This window comes from Rhodococcus sp. 14-1411-2a (assembly GCF_002259485.1).
Classification (GTDB): Bacteria; Actinomycetota; Actinomycetes; order Mycobacteriales; family Mycobacteriaceae; genus Rhodococcoides.
Genome location: NZ_NPGA01000007.1, coordinates 153,296 through 171,950, shown reverse-complemented (window position 1 = coordinate 171,950; position 18,655 = coordinate 153,296). Strand labels below are relative to the sequence as shown.

The 18,655-nt window shown below is 64.8% G+C and carries 16 protein-coding genes and 1 tRNA gene; 7 read left to right on the top strand and 10 right to left on the bottom strand.

All coding sequences use genetic code 11. From position 1 onward, the window contains the following. The first annotated feature begins 138 nt into the window (after positions 1-138). From egtA to egtD, 4 genes are read left to right on the top strand one after another with little or no spacing between them, the layout of a single operon-like run. Positions 139-1,395, top strand: coding sequence for an ergothioneine biosynthesis glutamate--cysteine ligase EgtA (egtA, locus tag CH291_RS02745; protein ID WP_094686659.1), 1,257 nt, complete (start codon positions 139-141; stop codon positions 1,393-1,395). Further along, on the top strand, positions 1,392-2,696 hold the full coding sequence (gene egtB / locus CH291_RS02740) for an ergothioneine biosynthesis protein EgtB (protein ID WP_179276429.1): 1,305 nt from the start codon (positions 1,392-1,394) through the stop codon (positions 2,694-2,696). Before egtA ends, egtB begins: the two co-directional genes overlap by 4 nt. Then, complete coding sequence (gene egtC, locus CH291_RS02735; RefSeq protein WP_094686657.1) at positions 2,697-3,434, top strand: ergothioneine biosynthesis protein EgtC; 738 nt, start codon at positions 2,697-2,699, stop codon at positions 3,432-3,434. 9 nt (positions 3,435-3,443) lie between these two features. Further along, positions 3,444-4,412, top strand: coding sequence for an L-histidine N(alpha)-methyltransferase (egtD, locus tag CH291_RS02730; protein WP_094686656.1), 969 nt, complete (start codon positions 3,444-3,446; stop codon positions 4,410-4,412). A 104-nt stretch (positions 4,413-4,516) separates the two neighbouring features. On the opposite strand, the gene CH291_RS02725 is transcribed toward egtD, so the two are convergent. From CH291_RS02725 to CH291_RS02685, 9 genes are all read right to left on the bottom strand, one after another. Continuing rightward, entirely contained in the window at positions 4,517-5,374 is an 858-nt protein-coding gene (locus tag CH291_RS02725; RefSeq protein WP_094686655.1) for a DUF559 domain-containing protein, read from the bottom strand. Positions 5,375-5,578: 204 nt separating this feature from the next. Continuing rightward, on the bottom strand, positions 5,579-6,958 hold the full coding sequence (locus CH291_RS02720; RefSeq protein WP_094686654.1) for an ABC transporter permease: 1,380 nt from the start codon (positions 6,956-6,958) through the stop codon (positions 5,579-5,581). Then, positions 6,955-7,707: an ABC transporter ATP-binding protein gene (locus tag CH291_RS02715; protein WP_094670511.1), complete on the bottom strand. Its 753-nt coding sequence runs from the start codon at positions 7,705-7,707 to the stop codon at positions 6,955-6,957. The genes CH291_RS02720 and CH291_RS02715 overlap by 4 nt, the downstream gene beginning before the upstream one ends. Positions 7,708-7,803: 96 nt before the next feature. Then, positions 7,804-8,463 carry a response regulator gene (locus CH291_RS02710; protein WP_068049838.1) on the bottom strand — a complete coding sequence of 220 codons (660 nt, stop codon included), beginning with the start codon at positions 8,461-8,463 and terminating at the stop codon, positions 7,804-7,806. After that, positions 8,463-9,659 carry a sensor histidine kinase gene (locus tag CH291_RS02705; protein WP_068049839.1) on the bottom strand — a complete coding sequence of 399 codons (1,197 nt, stop codon included), beginning with the start codon at positions 9,657-9,659 and terminating at the stop codon, positions 8,463-8,465. Before CH291_RS02705 ends, CH291_RS02710 begins: the two co-directional genes overlap by 1 nt. Before the next feature lie 18 nt (positions 9,660-9,677). Next, complete coding sequence (locus CH291_RS02700) at positions 9,678-10,307, bottom strand: hypothetical protein (RefSeq protein WP_231893907.1); 630 nt, start codon at positions 10,305-10,307, stop codon at positions 9,678-9,680. 172 nt (positions 10,308-10,479) lie between these two features. Next, positions 10,480-11,463: a ribose-phosphate diphosphokinase gene (locus CH291_RS02695; protein WP_082898903.1), complete on the bottom strand. Its 984-nt coding sequence runs from the start codon at positions 11,461-11,463 to the stop codon at positions 10,480-10,482. After that, positions 11,460-12,932 carry a bifunctional UDP-N-acetylglucosamine diphosphorylase/glucosamine-1-phosphate N-acetyltransferase GlmU gene (glmU, locus tag CH291_RS02690; protein WP_094670508.1) on the bottom strand — a complete coding sequence of 491 codons (1,473 nt, stop codon included), beginning with the start codon at positions 12,930-12,932 and terminating at the stop codon, positions 11,460-11,462. Before glmU ends, CH291_RS02695 begins: the two co-directional genes overlap by 4 nt. A gap of 52 nt (positions 12,933-12,984) precedes the next feature. Next, positions 12,985-13,055, bottom strand: a tRNA-Gln gene (locus tag CH291_RS02685). A 219-nt stretch (positions 13,056-13,274) separates the two neighbouring features. Between CH291_RS02685 and CH291_RS02680 the strand changes: the two genes are divergently transcribed. Further along, positions 13,275-13,913, top strand: coding sequence for a TetR/AcrR family transcriptional regulator (locus CH291_RS02680; RefSeq protein ID WP_068049842.1), 639 nt, complete (start codon positions 13,275-13,277; stop codon positions 13,911-13,913). Between the two features lie 189 nt (positions 13,914-14,102). Then, positions 14,103-14,747, top strand: coding sequence for a ScbR family autoregulator-binding transcription factor (locus tag CH291_RS02675; protein WP_068049844.1), 645 nt, complete (start codon positions 14,103-14,105; stop codon positions 14,745-14,747). Position 14,748: 1 nt separating this feature from the next. Here the strand turns inward: CH291_RS02675 and CH291_RS27020 are convergent, their stop codons facing one another. Then, positions 14,749-14,901 (bottom strand): hypothetical protein, encoded by a 153-nt coding sequence (locus CH291_RS27020; protein ID WP_218829007.1) that lies wholly within the window; start codon positions 14,899-14,901, stop codon positions 14,749-14,751. A gap of 173 nt (positions 14,902-15,074) precedes the next feature. Between CH291_RS27020 and mfd the strand changes: the two genes are divergently transcribed. Further along, positions 15,075-18,653 (top strand): transcription-repair coupling factor, encoded by a 3,579-nt coding sequence (gene mfd, locus CH291_RS02670; protein ID WP_256980718.1) that lies wholly within the window; start codon positions 15,075-15,077, stop codon positions 18,651-18,653. Positions 18,654-18,655 lie beyond the last annotated feature (2 nt).

Below are 18,655 nucleotides of genomic sequence, written 5' to 3'. Positions count from 1 at the left end.
TTTCGGTAGCGAACTCTCGGGCACCAGAGTTCCACAATCGGTAGCCTCGATCAGACGAGGGATCGCGGCGTTTTCGATCCCCGCGGCTGGGTACGTACTCCGAGCGGAGAACGTGTTGAGTGCGGAAAGAAGGAATGAGTGTCGTCCAACGAGAAGTCTCTCGGGCTGAGCTCGCGCCCAGCAGCAGAGGCATATGTATCGAAGGTGTGTTTCAAGCTGGGGCCACCGGCTCTCATCGGTGCCGAACTCGAGTGGCTCACCGCCCTCGACGACGGAACGCGTCCGACCCTCCCAGCTCTGGCCGCTGCGCTCGGTGTTCACTCCCCGCGCAGTATCGATCCCGAGTCACCCGCCCTGTCGTTGCCGGGCGGCAGCATCGTCACCGTCGAACCCGGCGGTCAGGTCGAATTGTCCAGTTCGCCTTATCTATCCGTTTCCCAACTCGCACCGATGCTCGACGCCGATGCGCGGTTGCTGCGGGACATTCTCGGTAAGGCCGGCATCGATATCGCGTCCGTTCCGGCCGATACTGCTCGGGCACCCGAACGTCTCCTCGTGCTACCGCGGTACTGCGCGATGGAGAATCGGTTCACCACCATCGGCCCCTTCGGAAAGCTGATGATGTGCAACACCGCAGCGGCTCAAGTGAGCGTCGACGCGGGTCGTGATCGTGCCGAGGTCGCCGCGCGCTGGCACATGCTCCACGTCATCGGTCCTGCCTTCGTGGCTGCGTTCGCTCGATCTCCCGAACTTTCCGGTGCACCCGCGGGACGCTGGGCATCCCAGCGGATGCGGACCTGGCTCGAACTCGATTCCAGCAGAACGGATTCGAGCAGAACGTCGGCGCCCAACACCGGCGACCCGATCACCGACTACGCACGGTGGGCGCTCGACGTTCCGTTGCTCTGCATCCAGGGCGTCACGCAGAACTGGGAAGCGCCGCCCGGCACCACGTTCGCGCAGTGGGTGGACGATCCCGGCATCGTCGGACGCCCGCCGACCTACAGCGATCTGGACTATCACCTGACCACCCTGTTCCCTCAGGTGCGCGCCTGCGGGCACTTCGAGATTCGCTATCTCGACGCGCAGCCGGACGGGCAGTGGGTGGTTCCGGCGGCGGCGTTCGAGGCGCTGCTGTCCACACCCGAACTTGTGGCCCGAGCCACCGAGATCGGCGGCGGTACGGCGGGACGGTGGCTCGACGCGGCCCGCGTCGGGCTGGCAGATCGCGAGCTCCGCACAGCCGCAACCGAATTGCTCGATCTCGCAGCGGAGGTCGGTGGCGAGTTCTCCGACCACCTGTCGGCAGCGTCTCGACGATGCAGTGCCGGCGAGCCGCCCAGCGCACTCGACACGGCGGCACGGGAACTTCGGACTCGAAAGGAATCGGTGTGAGCGCCGAACAACTCAGGAACAGGATAGAAACGGTCCTCACGCGCAGCCGAGCCCGCAGTGCGGCGCTCACCGATTGCGTGGACGAGACCGAACTGATGTCGCAGCATTCGCCGTTGATGAGCCCGCTGGTCTGGGATCTCGCCCACATCGGTAGCCAGGAAGAGCTCTGGCTCGTCCGTGATGTCGGTGGACGGGATCCGGTGCGTCCCGACATCGACGAGCTGTACGACGCCTTCAAGCACTCTCGTTCCTCGCGTACGTCGCTTCCGCTGCTCACTCCGGACGAGGCGCGCGTCTACGTCCAGACCGTCCGTGACAAGGCCTGGGATGTACTCGACCACAGCACTTTCGAGGGTAGGCCGGTCGAGAAACATGGCTTCGCGTTCGGCATGATCGCCCAGCACGAGCAGCAACACGACGAGACCATGCTCGCGACCCATCAACTGCGTTCGGGACCTGCGGTTCTGACCGCTCCTGCGCCTCCCAGTTCGGCCACACCGGTGTCGGGCGAGGCCGTCATCGCCGGTGGATCGTTCTCGATGGGGACCTCGCTCGATCCGTGGGCTCTCGACAACGAGCGACCGGCCCACACGGTGCACGTGCCGACGTTCGCCATCGACCGAGCCCCGATCACCAACGCGCAGTTCATGGACTTCATTGCCGACGGCGGTTACGAACGCCGCGAGCTGTGGACCGACAAGGGGTGGCAGCATCGCGTCGACGCGAACCTGACCGCGCCGCAGTTCTGGGAGTCCGACTCCGACGGCACCTGGTGGCGTCGGAGTTTCGGAGTGCGCCGTCCGGTGCGCCCGGATCAGCCCGTCGTGCACGTGTGCTGGTTCGAAGCCGACGCCTACGCGCGGTGGGCAGGCAAGCGTCTGCCGACGGAGGCGGAGTGGGAGAAAGCTGCGCGATTCGACGCCGAGACCCGCACCAGCAACGCCTACCCGTGGGGCGACGCCGAACCCACTGCGGTACATGCCAATTTGAATCAACGGCATCTGGAACCGGCAGACGTCGGCGCGTATCCCGACGGTGCCTCTGCAGCAGGCGTGCACCAACTCATCGGTGACGTGTGGGAGTGGACCTCCTCCGATTTCGAGCCGTACCCCGGCTTCGAGGCCTTCCCGTACGCCGAGTACTCCGAGGTGTTTCTCCGTGGCGACTACAAGGTGTTGCGCGGCGGGTCGTTCGGCACCGACGAGGTGGCGTGCCGGGGCACGTTCCGTAACTGGGACCACCCGATCCGTCGCCAGATCTTCAGTGGGTTCCGGTTGGCCCGAGACGTCGAGCCCAGCTGAATGTGCCGTCATCTCGGGTATCTCGGCCCCCGCACGTCCGTCGGGGGAGTGCTCACCGACGGTGAACACAGTCTGCGTGTGCAGGCGTATGCCCCCAGCGACATGCGCGGCGGCGGCACCATCAATGCCGACGGATTCGGTGTCGCGTGGTGGGACGGCGACGCAGCCGCGCACAGCTACCGCAATCCCATGCCCATCTGGACCGATCCGGCGGTGGACGATGTTCTGCCGCAGATCGATTCGACGTCGGTGATCGCGGCGGTGCGATCGGCGACCGTGGGAATGCCGGTGGAACGCAGCGCCTGCGCCCCCTTCACCGACGGCCGTTGGGCGTTCAGCCACAACGGTGTGGTGTTCGGCTGGCCGCAGTCGATGGCCGACCTGTGGTCGGAGGTGCCGCCCGTCGACGCGCTCGCATTACCTGCGCCGACCGATGCCGCCGCTCTGTGGGTCGTGCTGCAGAACCTGCTGCGCACCCACGATCCCGAGTCGGCACTGCGCATGCTGGTCCGCAGGGTTCTCGCAACCTCGCCCAAGGCGCGCTTGAATTTTCTGCTGTCGGACGGCCAGAGCATGTACGCCACGGCGGTGCATCATTCGCTGTCGGTTCTGCGGACCGATTCGGTGACGATCGCCTCCGAACCCCTCGACGATCGACCCGACTGGATTTTCATCGACGACCGACGCATGGTCGTCGCCACGACAACCGATCTCACCATTTCCAGCCTGGAATCATAAAGGAGCGTCATGAGCACGGTGGACGTACATCTGGCCGACACAGCATTGCTCGACGAGTTGCGTAAGGACGTGCGGGACGGTCTCACTGCCGACCCGAAGTGGCTCTCGCCCAAGTACTTCTACGACGCGCTGGGCAGCGAGCTCTTCGAGCAGATCACGGTGCTGCCGGAGTACTACCCGACGCGTACCGAGCGCGCCCTCCTCGAGGAGCACGCCTTGGACGTCGCCGAAGCAACCGGATCGACGATGTTGATCGTACTGGGCTCCGGCTCGTCGGAGAAGACGAAAATCCTGCTCTCCGCCGGGGTGAAGCATGGATCGCTCGAAACCTATGTACCGCAGGATGTATCCGTCACGGCCCTCGAGGGTGCCATCGAGCAGATCTCGCACGAATTCCCGGCGCTCGAGGTGCGCGGCATCGTCAGCGATTTCACCGACACGCTGCACAATCTGCCCAGTGGCCAGGCACGGACGATCGCATTCCTGGGCGGGACCCTCGGCAACCTGATCCCCGAGGAACGCCGGGAGTTTCTCGGAGCCATCGCCGACGCCCTGGATCCGGGCGAGTATCTGTTGCTCGGTGTCGGTCTGGTGATCGATCCGAAGGTTCTCGTTCCGGCCTACGACGACGCCGCTGGAGTGACTGCGAAGTTCAACCGAAACGTGTTGTCGGTGATCAACTCTCGCCTGGGCGGCAACTTCGATCCCGATGCCTTCGAGCATGTCGCGCTGTGGAATGCCGAGCAGGAGTGGATCGAGATGCGGCTACGCGCAAACGCGCCGCAGGAGGTGTACCTCGCCGACCTCGATCTGCAGGTGCACTTCGACGCCGGTGAGGACCTCCGCACCGAGATCTCGGCGAAATTCCGGCCGGAGGGCATCACCGAGGAACTCGCGGCGGCGGGATTCGGCGTCGACCATCTCTGGTCCGACGCCGATTCCCGCTTCGCACTCATTCTTGCGCGGAAGGACGGGTAGCGGATCCACCGGAGTGGGCACCAGTGCACACAACGATCGCCGATCGACGGAATCCCGTCGATCGGCGTCGATAGGGTGCAACCCTGCCCGCTGCAGCCGCGTATTCACGGGAGTCGACGGTCGGTCGCTGCGATCGACTTCCGGCGACGCCGCACCACGGTGATGATTTCGTCCACGACGCGATCGAGGTCGGCAAGCGCTGTGGCCGCCGAGTAGCGCAGCACCAACCATCCATCGAGCACCAACTCGTTCTGGCGTCGACGATCGTTGTTGAACGTGGCGGGATCCGTGTGGAACTCTCGGCCATCGATTTCGACGATGACTCGTGCGGAAAAGTCGACCAAGTCGCCGTAGAACTTCCCGACGCGCGCATTGATCTCCATCGTGAAGTTGCGGGCTGTCAACGCCCGCGCTACTACGCGCTCCGGCTCTGATCGTGTTCTCGGGCAGCACGTTCGAAGCTGCTTCCGGACGGAAGCCATCCCGTGCATTCCCTTCGACGTGTCACACAGTGCGGCAAACCGTCGCCACGGCAGATGATGGTCGATGGCGTCGTCGAAGAATTTCTCGAGATCGGGCGTCGACAACGAGGTCGCGACGTCGACGAATGTCTGCTCCAGCGACACCACTCGCAGGCCTCGGTGGAGCTGGACCTCGACGAGGCGTCGGCGATGAACTCGAACCCACGGCACCGATCTCGACTGGACGTTCGGGGCCACCGTGACGGAGACGAGTCGCGGTTCGTAGTCGATCAGTCCCCACAACCAGGCCGCACTGTCGTGGCTCAGCACGGCGTCCGGTTTCCACAGAAGCGCACCGGTGCACAGTCCGAGGTAGTCCGGTTTCTCCGTCGCGTAGACCTTCGGCAGCAGGCGCACGAGCTCCCCCGACCGCGACCGTCTCGAAATGCCGCTCGTACTGAGCCCCTGCGCCACCAATTGCTGCACTGTGTAAACCCCCATGGCTACACCGTTGCGGCTGAGGAGCCTCTGCAACAGTGGCAATCTCGCAATTGTGGATAACTCGATGACGTTATCCACAGGCAGTGCCCGGCAGAGTGGGCACCAGTGCACACAACGACGGCCGATCGACGGAATCCCGTCGATCGGCGTCGCTAGTGCGCAACCCTGCCCGGCCAGCATCACCCAGCACTGTCGAACACGAGGCTAGGCATCCGCCAACGCGACCACCGGCGAAATTCGATTCGCCCGTCGTGCCGGAGTCAGTGATGCCCCGAGTGCGAGGAGGCCACCGCACAGCACGGTTCCAGCGATCACAGCCCACGGCAGAGTGGGAGCCGTGAGTCCGCGTGAATCCAGTGAGCCGAGCAGCGATTGTGCTGCGGCCCAGCCGTATCCGATGCCGAGGATCAGCCCGAAGCCCATCGAGGCGACCACCATCTGGCTGCTCTCCGAGACGATCATCGACCGAATCTGCTTGCGGGTGAATCCGAGTGCACGCAACAGACCGATCTCTCGGGTGCGCTGCAGAATGCTCAGCAGCAGGTTGTTCACCATCCCGACTGCCGCGATCACAGCCGAGAAGCCGATGAGTCCGGTCATGATTCCCACTGTCACGGTGAGGACCTGGTCGACGGAGGCTTCGTCGAACTCGTTGACGAGCATCGCCCGGTAGCTGTACATCGCGACCGCGAACGTGGTCACCAGCGTCACCCCGATCAGCAATCCCACCGCGGTGCGGGTGCTGCGATCCGGATAGCGAATTGCGTTGGCCGAGGCCAATTTTGCTGCAGGTCCGCGTCCGAACAGTTTCCCGACCAGCCTCAGCGTCGCGGGCAGAATTCGATAGGCGCCGACCATGATGCCGGTGAACGAGGCGACACCGCCGAGGAACGCGACCAGCACACCCGTCGGGTTCACCATCCCGATCAGGATTCCGAGGCCGAGCAGTGCCACTCCGCCGGCGATCAGCACGATCGACATGCCCGTCCTGATTCGACGCGACCGCGGAGCCTCCACTCCCGTGTCCACGGCACCCCCGGTTGCCTGAACCGGAGTCACGTCCAGCACTTTTCGAGACCCGACGTAGGACGCGAGAGTCGTCGTCAGCACCACGATGACCACCGGCAGGATCACCAGCGGTTGGACGGACGTGTACTCCACGTCCGGCAGCTGACCGGCCGAGACCGCAACGGCTCGCGCGAGATGACTGGCTCCGACACCGAGAACCGAACCGAGTGCACCACCGAACAATCCGACGAGGAAGCCTTCCCTGGCCACCGATCGACGCAGGTCACGCGCCCGGGCACCCAGTAGGCGCAGAAGGGCGATGGTGCGGGTGCGGCCCGCGACGATCGTCGCGAACGTGTTCGAGGTGACCACCGCCGCGACATACAGGGCGAGACCGATGAACACGAGCGCCACGCTGTACAGCGCGGTGATGGCAGCACCCTCCATCTCGCCGAAGATGTCGACCAGAAAGGCCGTCGCCTGAATCAACACCACACCGAAGAACGACGCGAGCGAGGTCACCAGCAGACTGGCACCGTGCTCCTTCGACGCCTGAGCCGACGTCAACCCACTCATCGGACGCTCTCCATTCCCAGCATGTAGCTCGAAACCTGTTCCGCACTCGAACGCCCCAGTTCGTTGACGATGTGACCGTCGGCGAGGAAGACGATGCGATCGGCGTAGCTCGCCGCGATGGGGTCGTGGGTGACCATCACGATCGACTGGCCGTACTCGCGCACCGCCGCAGCGAGAAGGCCGAGAACCTCACGGCCGGTGCGGGAATCGAGATTGCCGGTGGGTTCGTCGGCGAAGATCAGATGTGGACGGGTCCCCAGCGCGCGGGCGATCGCGACGCGCTGCTGCTGCCCACCCGAGAGCTGATGCGGCCGGTGGTTCACCCGCGCCTGCAACCCCAGAGTGTCGATGAGCTGCTCGATCCAGGCCGCCTCCTCGGCGGTGGGTGCGCGGCCGTCGAGCTCGAACGGCAGCAGGATGTTGCCCCGAACATCGAGGGTGGGAACGAGATTGAAGGACTGGAAGATGAAGCCGACCTGCTTGCGCCGCAGCGTGGTCAGTGCGTCGTCGTTGGCCGAGGTGATGTCTGCACCGGCCAGCATCAGATGACCCGAGCTGGCGTTGTCCAATCCCGCCATCACATGCATCAGGGTCGATTTGCCGGAACCGGACGGTCCCATGATGGCGGTGAACTGGCCGCCGTGAATGTCGAGAGAGACGTTGTCGAGGGCGCTCACCGGATTGGTCGAGTCGCCGAAATGTTTGCTGACTTGGAATGCCCGGGCAACAGGGCCTGCTGTGATCGTCATGCCCACAACGCTATGAACTCAGCGGCCCCGAGTAATCAGGCGCGAGTCTCTGCGTCGTACATCTACAGGATGACTTCGGTGTCAGTGCCAAGCAGGTCAAGGCGAGTTGAGTCCGTGCTCGAATGCGTAGACCACCAACTGCACTCTGTCACGCAGGTGCAGCTTGGCGAAGATGCGACTGATGTGCGTTTTCACCGTCGCCTCGCTGAGGAATTCCATCTCGGCGATCTCGGAGTTGCTCAGCCCGCGGGCGGTCAGTCGGAAGAGTTCCTTCTCCCGCGCCGTGAGGGTGGCGAACTCGGCCGGCACCTTCGGCACCACCGGTGTCGGCGTGAAATGCGCCAGCAGACCCGTCGTCGCCGACGCGGCGATCACCGAGTTGCCTGCATGAACCGTCCGGATCGCAGCCAGCAGAAATTCCGGGTCCGCATCCTTGAGTACGAATCCACTTGCGCCCGAACGAATCGCTCGCGCCGCACTCTCGTCGAGGTCGAACGTCGTCAGGACCAGAATCCGCGGGGGAGTATCGGATCCGGCCACGATCTGCTCGGTCGCGGCGATACCGTCGAGCACAGGCATCCGGACGTCCATGAGCATCACGTCGGGACGTGCCGACGCGGCGAGCTCGACGGCTTCCTTCCCATTGCCCGCCTCACCGACGAACTCCAGATCGGGCTGCGAGGAGATGAGCATGCGAATGCCCGCGCGGAACAACTGCTGATCGTCGACCAGCGCTACCTTGATTCGATCGGACATCAGCTGATTCCCTTCGTGGACGAGCCGGCCGCAGGAAGCCAGGCTGTCACGGTCCACGACGATCCGTCGCCGGACGCGGTGCACATGCCACCGGCGAGGCTGGCGCGTTCTTTCATACCGGCGATTCCGTGGCCGCCCGATTCCGACGCCGAACGCGCCGAGGGCACACTGTTGCGCACCGTCAGTTCGATGCCGGCAGAGTCGGATTCGATGGTGACGGTCACCGGCTTGTCGGGGTCGCCGTGACGTAGGGCATTGGTCAGCGATTCCTGCGCGATCCGATAGAGCGCCAGGTGCGCACCGGCACCCAACGACACCGAATCGGTGTCGATCGACGAGTCGATGGTCAGGCCGGTCGCACGCACTTGGTCGAACAGACGCTCGAGATCGTCGGGGGTGGGGTTCGGGAGATCGCCCTGACTGTGGCGCAGCTGTCCGAGCAACACCCGAACGTCGGACAGTGCTTCGCGCGCGGTGTCGGAGATGGTCGTCAGGGCAGTGTCGACGGCAGCGGGGTCGACGGCGCGGACATAGCGTGCACCGTCGGCCTGCGCGATCACCACGGCGAGCGAATGCGCCACGATGTCGTGCATGTCGCGGGCAATTCTGTTGCGCTCCTGCTCGATTGCCACTTCGTGTTCGGCGCGGGCCTGATGTACTTCCGCGAGCTCACGCGCGTGTGCGGATTCGATGGCGGTGCGCCGGGCATAGGCCAAGCGACCCAGGGCCCAGGACAACCCGAGCATCGCCCACAGGCCGACGAGGAGGAAGGCGAACTGTAGGAGTCGGGGTTCCTGGTAGCCCTCCTCCGTGGCCGGGCCGAACGGATTGCCGTCCACGAACGCCAGGTACAGAGCCGCTATCACGCCACCGGCGACGGCCGACGCGAGCCCGAGGCGTCGAAGCACGTTGTCGCCGTACGCGGCCGAGCAGTACAGAATCGCGAAGATTGCGATGTCTGCAGAGAGGGGGAGTACCCCGCTGACCATCTGCACGACGGCCAGCACCCAGGCCAGTGCCAACGACAGTAGCGGTGACCGTCGCCGAACCGCCAGCGCGACGCCGAAACCGACCAGGACGCCGAAGCCGGCGGAACCGTAGGGACCGTACAGCGTGGACGACGTCATGAGCAGAACGAAGACGACGGCGTAGGCGACGTCGAGCACCTGCCGTGAGATCGAACGCTTGCGCAGCACTCGATCAGACTACGTGGATCAGTTGGTGCGGCGACGAGCCTTCTCGAGCGCGGCCAGAGTCGACAGGACCGTGGTGCGCTGCCGTTCGAGATCCTTCATGCGCGCACGTGCCGGCAGGCCCTGCACGCCGTCGAGCGCGCTGATCTGCTCGTCGACGGAGGTGAGCTGGCCGAGCAACTTCTGCACACGGGACTGCAGTTCGATCGCATCGATCCCGGTGACGCCGGCCTGCGACTTCTTCGTCGGTGCCTTCGCAGGCGTTCCGGACGTCGTGGAGGCCGGTGCGTTGCCCGCGGCAGCGGCCCTGGGGCGCAAGGCTTTGCGGACGGCGGCCGGATCGGGCAGCTTCTCGAGCCGAATGCGGTTGAGCACCTCACGCGCATCCCGAGCGGTGACGCGGTACTCGCGCTCCTCCTCGTCCTCGGACGCCAGCGTCCCGCCCAGGGGCCGCAGGCCGTACATCCCGATGAAGTGCTTGGCCTCGTCGATGACGGCTTCCTTCTCGCGGCACAGACCACAGCGCGGCTCGTTTCGGAAGTCCTCGACGCTGTCGGTGCTACCGCACCAGACGCACCCGCCCGGCGTCCATCGGGCAATTCTGACCGTAGTAGTTCCAGCCGGGCCGTGGGGAGAGTCTGCGTCGATCACGACGAGTCATCTTAGGTGACAACGAAACCCGCCCCGCACACCCCCGTCTCGCGAGCTGCAGGTTCCGGTCACGGACGTGACGTAGTTCATGCAGAGCGGACGGAGAGCGGGCGGGGCGGGGTGAAACAGACCTGAAGGTCGGGAGTGGAGCCTGCGGAGTGACCCGAAAAGGCTATGCGCTGCCGTTGAACAAGCTTGTGACGGAGCCGTTTTCGAAGACCTCGCGGATGGTGCGAGCCAGCAGCGGCGCGATCGAGAGCTCGGTCAGCGTTTCGAAGCGCTTCTCGTCACTGATCGGCAGGGTGTTGGTGACGACGACTTCCTTGGCACCGCAGTTCGCGAGCCGCTCGGCGGCCGGGTGGGACAGAACTCCGTGGGTGGCGGCGATGACGACGTCACCGGCTCCGGCTTCTTTGAGCACCTTCACGGCACCGGCGATGGTGCCGCCGGTGTCGATCATGTCGTCGATGAGGATGCAGGTGCGGCCTTCGACGTCACCGACGACGCGGTTGGACTTGACCTGGTTGGGCACCAACGGGTCACGCGTCTTGTGGATGAACGCCAGCGGCGCACCGTCGAACGAGTCGGCCCACTTCTCGGCGACGCGTACGCGGCCGGAGTCAGGGGAGACCACGGTGATGTGCTCGAGGCTGTAGGTCGCCCGGATGTGATCGGCGAGCTGGCTGTGTGCGTGCATGTGATCGACGGGTCCGTCGAAGAAGCCCTGGATCTGATCGGTGTGCAGGTCGACGGTGATGATGCGGTCGGCACCGGCGGTCTTGAGCAGGTCAGCGACCAGACGAGCGGAGATGGGCTCGCGTCCCCGGTGCTTCTTGTCCTGACGCGCGTACGGGTAGAACGGCAGGATCGCGGTGATTCGCTTGGCCGATCCGCGCTTGAGCGCGTCGATCATGATGAGCTGTTCCATCAGCCACGTGTTGAGCGGGAACGGATGCGACTGCAGCACGAAGGCGTCCGATCCGCGGACCGACTCCTCGAAGCGAACGAAGATCTCGCCGTTGGCGAAGTCACGCGCGGTCTGCGGGGTGACGTCGATCCCGAGTTCCTTGGCGACCTGCTCGGCCAACTCCGGATGTGCTCGACCAGAAAACAACATCAGGTTCTTCTGGTTGTCGATCCAATTAGGGGTGGTCACTGCTCTTCGCCGTCCTTTTGTTCTTGCCGATCACGATCTGCGAGCGCCGCTGCTTTCGCAGCTTCGGTTCCGGGCCTGTTGTCGATGACCCAGCCTTCGATATTGCGTTGCTTGCCACCGGAGACGGCCAGCGCGCCGGGAGGAACATCGTCCCGAACCACTGTTCCTGCACCGGTGTAAGCGCCGTCGCCCACATGAACGGGAGCGACGAACGTCGAGTCGGAACCGGTCCGCACATGGGATCCGATTTCCGTGCGGCTCTTGTTGACGCCGTCGTAGTTGGCGAAGACGTTGGAGCAACCGATGTTGCTGTGGTCGCCGATCGTGGCATCGCCGACGTAGGTCAGGTGCGGGACCTTGGTGTTGCGGCCGATCGTCGCGTTCTTGGTCTCCACGTAGGCACCGAGTTTGCCGCCCTCGCCCAGGACCGTGCCGGGACGCAGGTACGTGAACGGTCCGACGGTGGCATCCGGTCCGATCACGGCCTGCTCGGCGTGGGTGCGCACGACCGACGCGCGCTCGCCGATCTCGACGTCACGCAGGGTCGAGTCCGGTCCGACGACCGCGTCGTCGGCGATGTGGGTCTTGCCGTGGAGCTGGACGCCGGGTTCGATGCGGACGTCCGCGCCGAGGGTGACGTCGATGTCGATCCAGGTGGTCGATGGATCGACGACGGTGACGCCTGCCCGCATATGTCGTTCGACGATGTGACGGTTCAACACGGAGGTGACGTGCGCCAGCTGGACGCGGTCGTTGACGCCCACCACCAGATCGGGATCGGCGAGCTGGGTGCCGTAGACGGCTTTGCCGTCGGCCTTGCTGATCTTGACGACGTCGGTCAGATACAGCTCGTGCTGGGCGTTCGCGGTGCTGAGTTTGCCCAGGGCGGTACGCAGCGCCACGGCGTCGAACGCGTAGACGCCGGAGTTGACCTCACCGATCAGCACCTGGGCCGGGGTGGCGTCGGCGTGCTCGACGATCTCGGCCACCTCGCCGTCGTCGGTGCGGACGATACGGCCGTAGCCGTTCGCATCGTCCGGGACGAAGGTCAGCACCGTGGCGGCAGCGGGCCTGGGGGCGCTCAGGTGCTCGTCGAGCAGAGCTTTGAGAGTGTGGCCGTCGAGCAGGGGCACGTCGGCGGCGGTGACGAGGATCGTGCCCTCGAAATCGTCGGGCAGTGCGGCCAGGCCGCACTGCACGGCATGTCCGGTGCCGAGCTGGCGATCCTGGACTGCGGTGTGAATCGTGCGCCCGAAGGTGGCCGCGAGGTCCTGGACGGCCTCGGTCACTCGTTCGCGATCATGTCCGACGACGGTCACCAGGTGGTCGGGACCCAGGTCGGCGGCCGCGTGGAGGGCATGCGCGAGCATGGTGCGGCCGGCGAGGGGATGCAGAACCTTTGGAGTCTTCGACCGCATTCGGGTACCTGCACCCGCAGCGAGAACGACCACGGCGGTCTGCACAGGCATTGAGCTCCTCAGGCGGTAACGCGAAGACGGTATGCACGAATGATGTTGCTCGCTCCGCCGCCAGGACTCGAACCTGAACTATCTGAACCAAAATCAGAGGTGCTGCCATTACACCACGGCGGATAAACGGCCAGCGGTTTCGCCAGTGGCCGACGAATCGAACGACTCATTCGTTTGCCGCTGCGCTCCCACTGAGCGCAACGATCCTCGCACGCGAGGTGGTGGTGAGTCGAACCGCGATGAAGATTGGTGGGACAAACGGATGGATCGGACATCGTTAGTGTGGGGGAGGCGTCGAGTCCGGCGTCGAAAATGCAGGGTCGGTAACGGGAGCGGTTTTCGATGACAGGCGCAGCCTCGGAGCAGGAACGCACACCTCGAGTCCGAATGACAGGAACGCAACGGCGCGAGCAGTTGATCGAGGTGGGGCGCACGCTGTTCGCCGAACGCGGGTACGAGGCCGCGTCGGTCGAGGAGATCGCCGGGCGCGCGAACGTGTCCAAGCCGGTCGTCTACGAGCACTTCGGCGGTAAGGAAGGTCTCTACGCCGTCATCGTCGATCGGGAGATGTCGACGCTTCTCGGCATGATCACCAAATCACTCGACCTCAATCGCTCGCGGATTCGCGTCGAACGTGTCGCGCTTGCACTACTCACCTACATCGAGGACCGCACCGACGGTTTCCGCATTCTCGTGCGCGATTCCCCTGCGGCTGCCGAGGACGGCAAGTACTCGTCGTTGCTCAACGAGGCCATCGGTCGCGTCGGGCACATGCTGGCCGGGGATTTCTCACGCCGCGGACTCGATCCCGAGTTCGCGCCGATGTACGCCCAGGCGCTGGTCGGAATGGTGTCGATGACGGCACAGTGGTGGCTCGACGTGCGAACACCGTCGAAAGAAGTGGTTGCGGCGCATGTGGTCAACCTGTGCTGGAACGGGCTGACGAATCTGGAGGCCGACCCTCGATTGACCGAGGAATGAGAACTCGGTTTCGTCTCTTCGCGGTGAAAGAGGGGGTATCGTCCCCTTTGTCGGCCATGAGAGCTGTGTCACACACGGCGTAAGGCTCGATCGGACCGATGCATGTTGGCACGAGACGTAAAGCAAGTCAGTGGTACCGTTCGGGCGTAATTTGCGCAGTGGCAGTTCAGAATTGCGAAGGCGGATCCCATGGTCAGGCAGGCCCGCGCTGAAATAACCCGCGACACCGTGCTCGCGGGCGCAGCGAACGTATTTCTGCGCCTGGGGTACGCGAACGCGAGTCTCAGCGAAATCATCTCTCAGTCCCAGGTCACCAAAGGCGCTCTGTACTTCCACTTCGGTTCCAAGGAAGAGCTCGCACGTGCGGTCATCGACGAGGGCAACGCTCGGCTGACCACTGCGTGCATGCAGTTCAACGACGGTCGCATCCCCGCACTCGAGGCGGCGATCGGCATCTCCTACATCGTCGTCGACCTTTCGGTCAGCGACCCCATGGTCTCGGCTATGCTCCGGCTGAGCCATCAGATCGGCGATTACCGCGGCACCGAAGGCAATGTCATGGCCGGGTGGAGCGATTCGTTCGACAAGCTCGCCGCCAAGGCCATCGCGCAGGGCGACATCGACCCCAACTCGGATTCGCGCACCATCGGTTCGCTCGTACTCGAGATCCTGGCCGGCGTGCACATGGTTGCGGTTGCCACCTCCACCACCGAGGAACTGCCGTCGCGCATGGAGCGTCTCTGGTACTACCTCCTGCCGGCTCTGGTTCCCGCCAACAAGCTGGACTACTTCCGCGAGTTCGCGGCGCGTCGAGTCATCCGCTTCGGCCCGTAACTCACGAGTTCTTCGCAACGAAAGCCGCTACGTCGTCGCGCAGTCGATCCGGGTATTCACCGTTGATCGCATGTGAGGCGTCGGGATAGAGGTGGGGCCTTGCCGTCGACGAGCCCGGCGTCTCCCGCCTGCCGGGCTGTCGGTGTGCTCCCATAGACTCGCTCAGGACTGTGCGTATGCAGCCGTCGCCTCGAATCGCTTCTAGGAGCATTGCTGTTGTCTTCCGATTCTCTGCCTGCCATTTCTGCATCCGGGCCGGCCCCGATCGTTCCCGACGCGGCGCTGCAACTCTCGGGTCTGGCCAGCGTCGCGCTGACCGATTCGGCCATGGTGGCCGTCGCAGACGCGATCGGAACCGCCGAACACACACTCATCGGACCGCACTCGGTTCGCCCGTTCGTCGCCGCCGCGATCGCGCAGCACACCCAGCTGTTGATCGTCACCGCCACCGGGCGTGAAGCGGACGATCTCACCGACGAACTCCGCCAGATCCTCGGCGGCGGCGTAGTCATGTTCCCGTCGTGGGAGACGCTTCCGCACGAGCGACTCTCACCGAGCGCCGACACCGTCGGCAAGCGACTGGATGTTCTCCGTCGGCTGGCTCGCCCCGGTGACACCGATTACGGCGATCCTCTGCGCGTCATCGTCACCACGGTCCGCTCGTTGGTGCAGCCCATGGCACCCGGTCTCGGCGAGATCGAACCCGTGACCCTGAAGGTCGGCCTGGACATCGACTTCGACGGCCTGATCCACCGACTCGTCGAGTTCGGCTACCTGCGCGTGGACATGGTCGGCAAGCGCGGCGAGTTCGCCGTCCGCGGCGGCATCCTCGACCTGTTTTCGCCGACGGCAGATCACCCGGTGCGCGTGGAATTCTGGGGCGACGAGATCACCGAACTCCGCGCGTTCGCGGTCTCCGATCAGCGCTCGTTGCCCGATCACGAGGTCGATCTCGTCATCGCTCCGCCGTGCCGCGAACTGCTTCTCACCCAGGAAGTCCGCGACCGCGCCGCGGTTCTCGCAGCCGACAATGCCGGCGACACCGCGTTGGTCGAGATGCTCGACAAGCTGTCCGCCGGTGTCCCGGTGGAGGGCATGGAGGCGCTGCTGCCGCTACTGCAGCCGGGTGAGTTGCAATTGCTCGCCGACACCCTCCCCGCAGGAACACACGTGTTGCTCTGCGACCCCGAGCGAATCCGAACGCGCGCAACAGATCTGGTGCGCACAGGCCAGGAATTCCTCGAAGCGTCCTGGACGGCAGCATCGATCGGTGGAGCTGCGCCGCTCGATACCTCCACCCTCGATACGTCCAGCCTCGAAGGTGCGTCTCTCGATCTCGGTGCCTCTGCGTACCGTTCGCTTCGACAGGTTCGTGAATCGGCGCAGGTGCACGGCCGTCCGTGGTGGACCATCAGCCCGTTGGCATCCGGCAACGGTGAGGAAGTCGAGCTCGCCGTCGATTCGGTCCCGGAGGTTCGTGGGTCCGAGGAGGCGCTGACGGCCCTGTTCGCGACGCTGCGGGCGCATATCGCCACCGGTGGTCGTGCGGTCATCTCGGTGGCCGGTGCAGGTACCGCCACCCGCATCATCGAACGTCTCGCTGAGGCCGAAGTGCCTGCGGCACATCTCGATTCCGGTGCGGTCCCGGTCGCCGACGTCGTGAACGTCCTGTGCGGTTCGTTGCACGACGGCCTGGTCTTTCCCGACGCGAAACTCGTGGTCGTCACCGAGAGCGATCTGACCGGCAACCGTGTGGCCGCAGCGGGCGAGGGGCGCAAGCTCCCGGCGAAGCGTCGCAATCAGGTCGATCCGCTTGCCCTCGTCGCCGGCGACAGCGTCGTGCACGATCAGCACGGCATCGGTCGATTCGTCGAGATGGTCGAGCGCACCATCGGTGGTGCCCGACGCGAATACCTCGTCGTCGAGTACGCACCCAGCAAGCGTGGCCATCCCGGAGACCGACTCTTCGTGCCGATGGACTCGCTCGATCAGCTCTCGCGTTACGTCGGTGGTGAGCTGCCGTCTCTGAGCAAGCTCGGCGGATCCGACTGGGCCAACACCAAACGCAAGGCGCGCAAGGCAGTTCGCGAGATCGCCGGCGAACTCGTGCAGCTGTACGCTGCTCGCCAGGCCGCACCCGGACACGCTTTCGGACCCGACACCCCGTGGCAGCTCGAAATGGAAGATGCGTTCGGCTTCACCGAGACGGTCGACCAGATGACGGCCATCACCGACGTCAAGGCCGACATGGAGAAGGCGGTTCCGATGGACCGCGTCATCCTCGGTGACGTCGGCTACGGCAAGACCGAGATCGCGGTTCGCGCCGCGTTCAAGGCGGTGCAGGACGGCAAGCAGGTCGCCGTGCTGGTGCCGACAACGCTTCTGGCGCAACAACATCTGCAGACCTTCACCGCTCGGATGGCGTCGTTCCCGGTGACGGTGAAAGGGCTCTCTCGCTTCACTCACGGCTCCGAGTCCAAGGAGGTCATGGCCGGGCTGGCCGACGGTACGGTCGACATCGTCGTCGGTACGCACCGGTTGCTGCAGACCGGTGTCGCCTGGAAGGACCTCGGTCTGGTCATCGTCGACGAGGAGCAGCGCTTCGGCGTCGAGCACAAGGAGCACATCAAGTCGCTCCGAACCCACGTCGACGTCCTGACGATGTCTGCCACTCCGATTCCGCGAACACTCGAGATGAGTCTCGCCGGAATCCGTGAGATGTCGACCATTCTCACTCCGCCGGAGGAGCGGCACCCGGTGCTCACCTACGTGGGTGCGTACAACGACAAGCAGGTCGCCGCGGCCATCCGGCGTGAGCTGCTGCGCGATGGCCAGGTGTTCTTCGTGCACAACCGAGTCAGCTCGATCGACAAGGCCGCCAAGAAGATTCGCGATCTGGTCCCGGAGGCCAGGGTGGCGACGGCGCACGGGCAGATGAACGAGGAAACACTCGAGCGCACCGTGCAAGGGTTCTGGCAGCGCGAGACCGACGTCCTGGTGTGTACCACCATCATCGAGACGGGCCTCGACATCTCCAACGCCAACACCCTGATCGTGGAGCGATCCGATTCGCTCGGCCTGTCCCAGTTGCATCAGCTGCGCGGTCGAGTGGGCCGTAGCCGCGAGCGTGGTTACGCGTACTTCCTGTACCCGCCCGAGAAGCCGCTCACCGAAACGGCCTACGACCGATTGGCGACCATCTCGCAGAACTCCGACCTCGGTGCCGGTATGGCGGTGGCGATGAAGGACCTCGAAATCCGCGGTGCCGGAAACGTTCTGGGAGCCGAGCAGTCCGGCCACGTCGCAGGCGTCGGATTCGACCTGTACGTGCGGCTCGTCGGTGAAGCGGTCGAGGCGTACCGCGCGGCCGCCGACGGAAAGCCCATCACCACCGACGAAGCCCCCAAGGAAGTGCGCATCGACCTTCCCGTCGACGCCAACATTCCACCCGACTACGTCACCAGCGATCGGTTGCGCCTCGAGGGTTACCGAAAGCTCGCTGCGGCAGCCGATTCCGAGGGCATCGACGCGGTCATCGAAGAACTCGTCGACCGGTACGGTCCGCTGCCCGAGGAGGTGGGCCGACTGGTCTCCATCGCCAAGCTGCGGCTGATCGCCAAGGAATACGGCCTGACAGACGTCAATGTTGCCGGAACGCAGGTGAAGCTGGCTCCGATGGATTTGCCCGACTCCAAGCAGATCCGCCTCAAGCGGCTTTACCCGAGCGCTGCCTACCGGGCCACCACCGGTGTGGTGCAGTTGCCACTGCCGCGCGTCGAAGGCGGCGGAGTGGGGGCGGCGCGCGTACGCGACGTCGAATTGGTGCAGTTCATCGCCGATCTCATCCTATCCTTGGACGGTAAGCCATCTCGGTCGGTGTTGTTGGAGCAAACAGTGGGGGTGTAGCG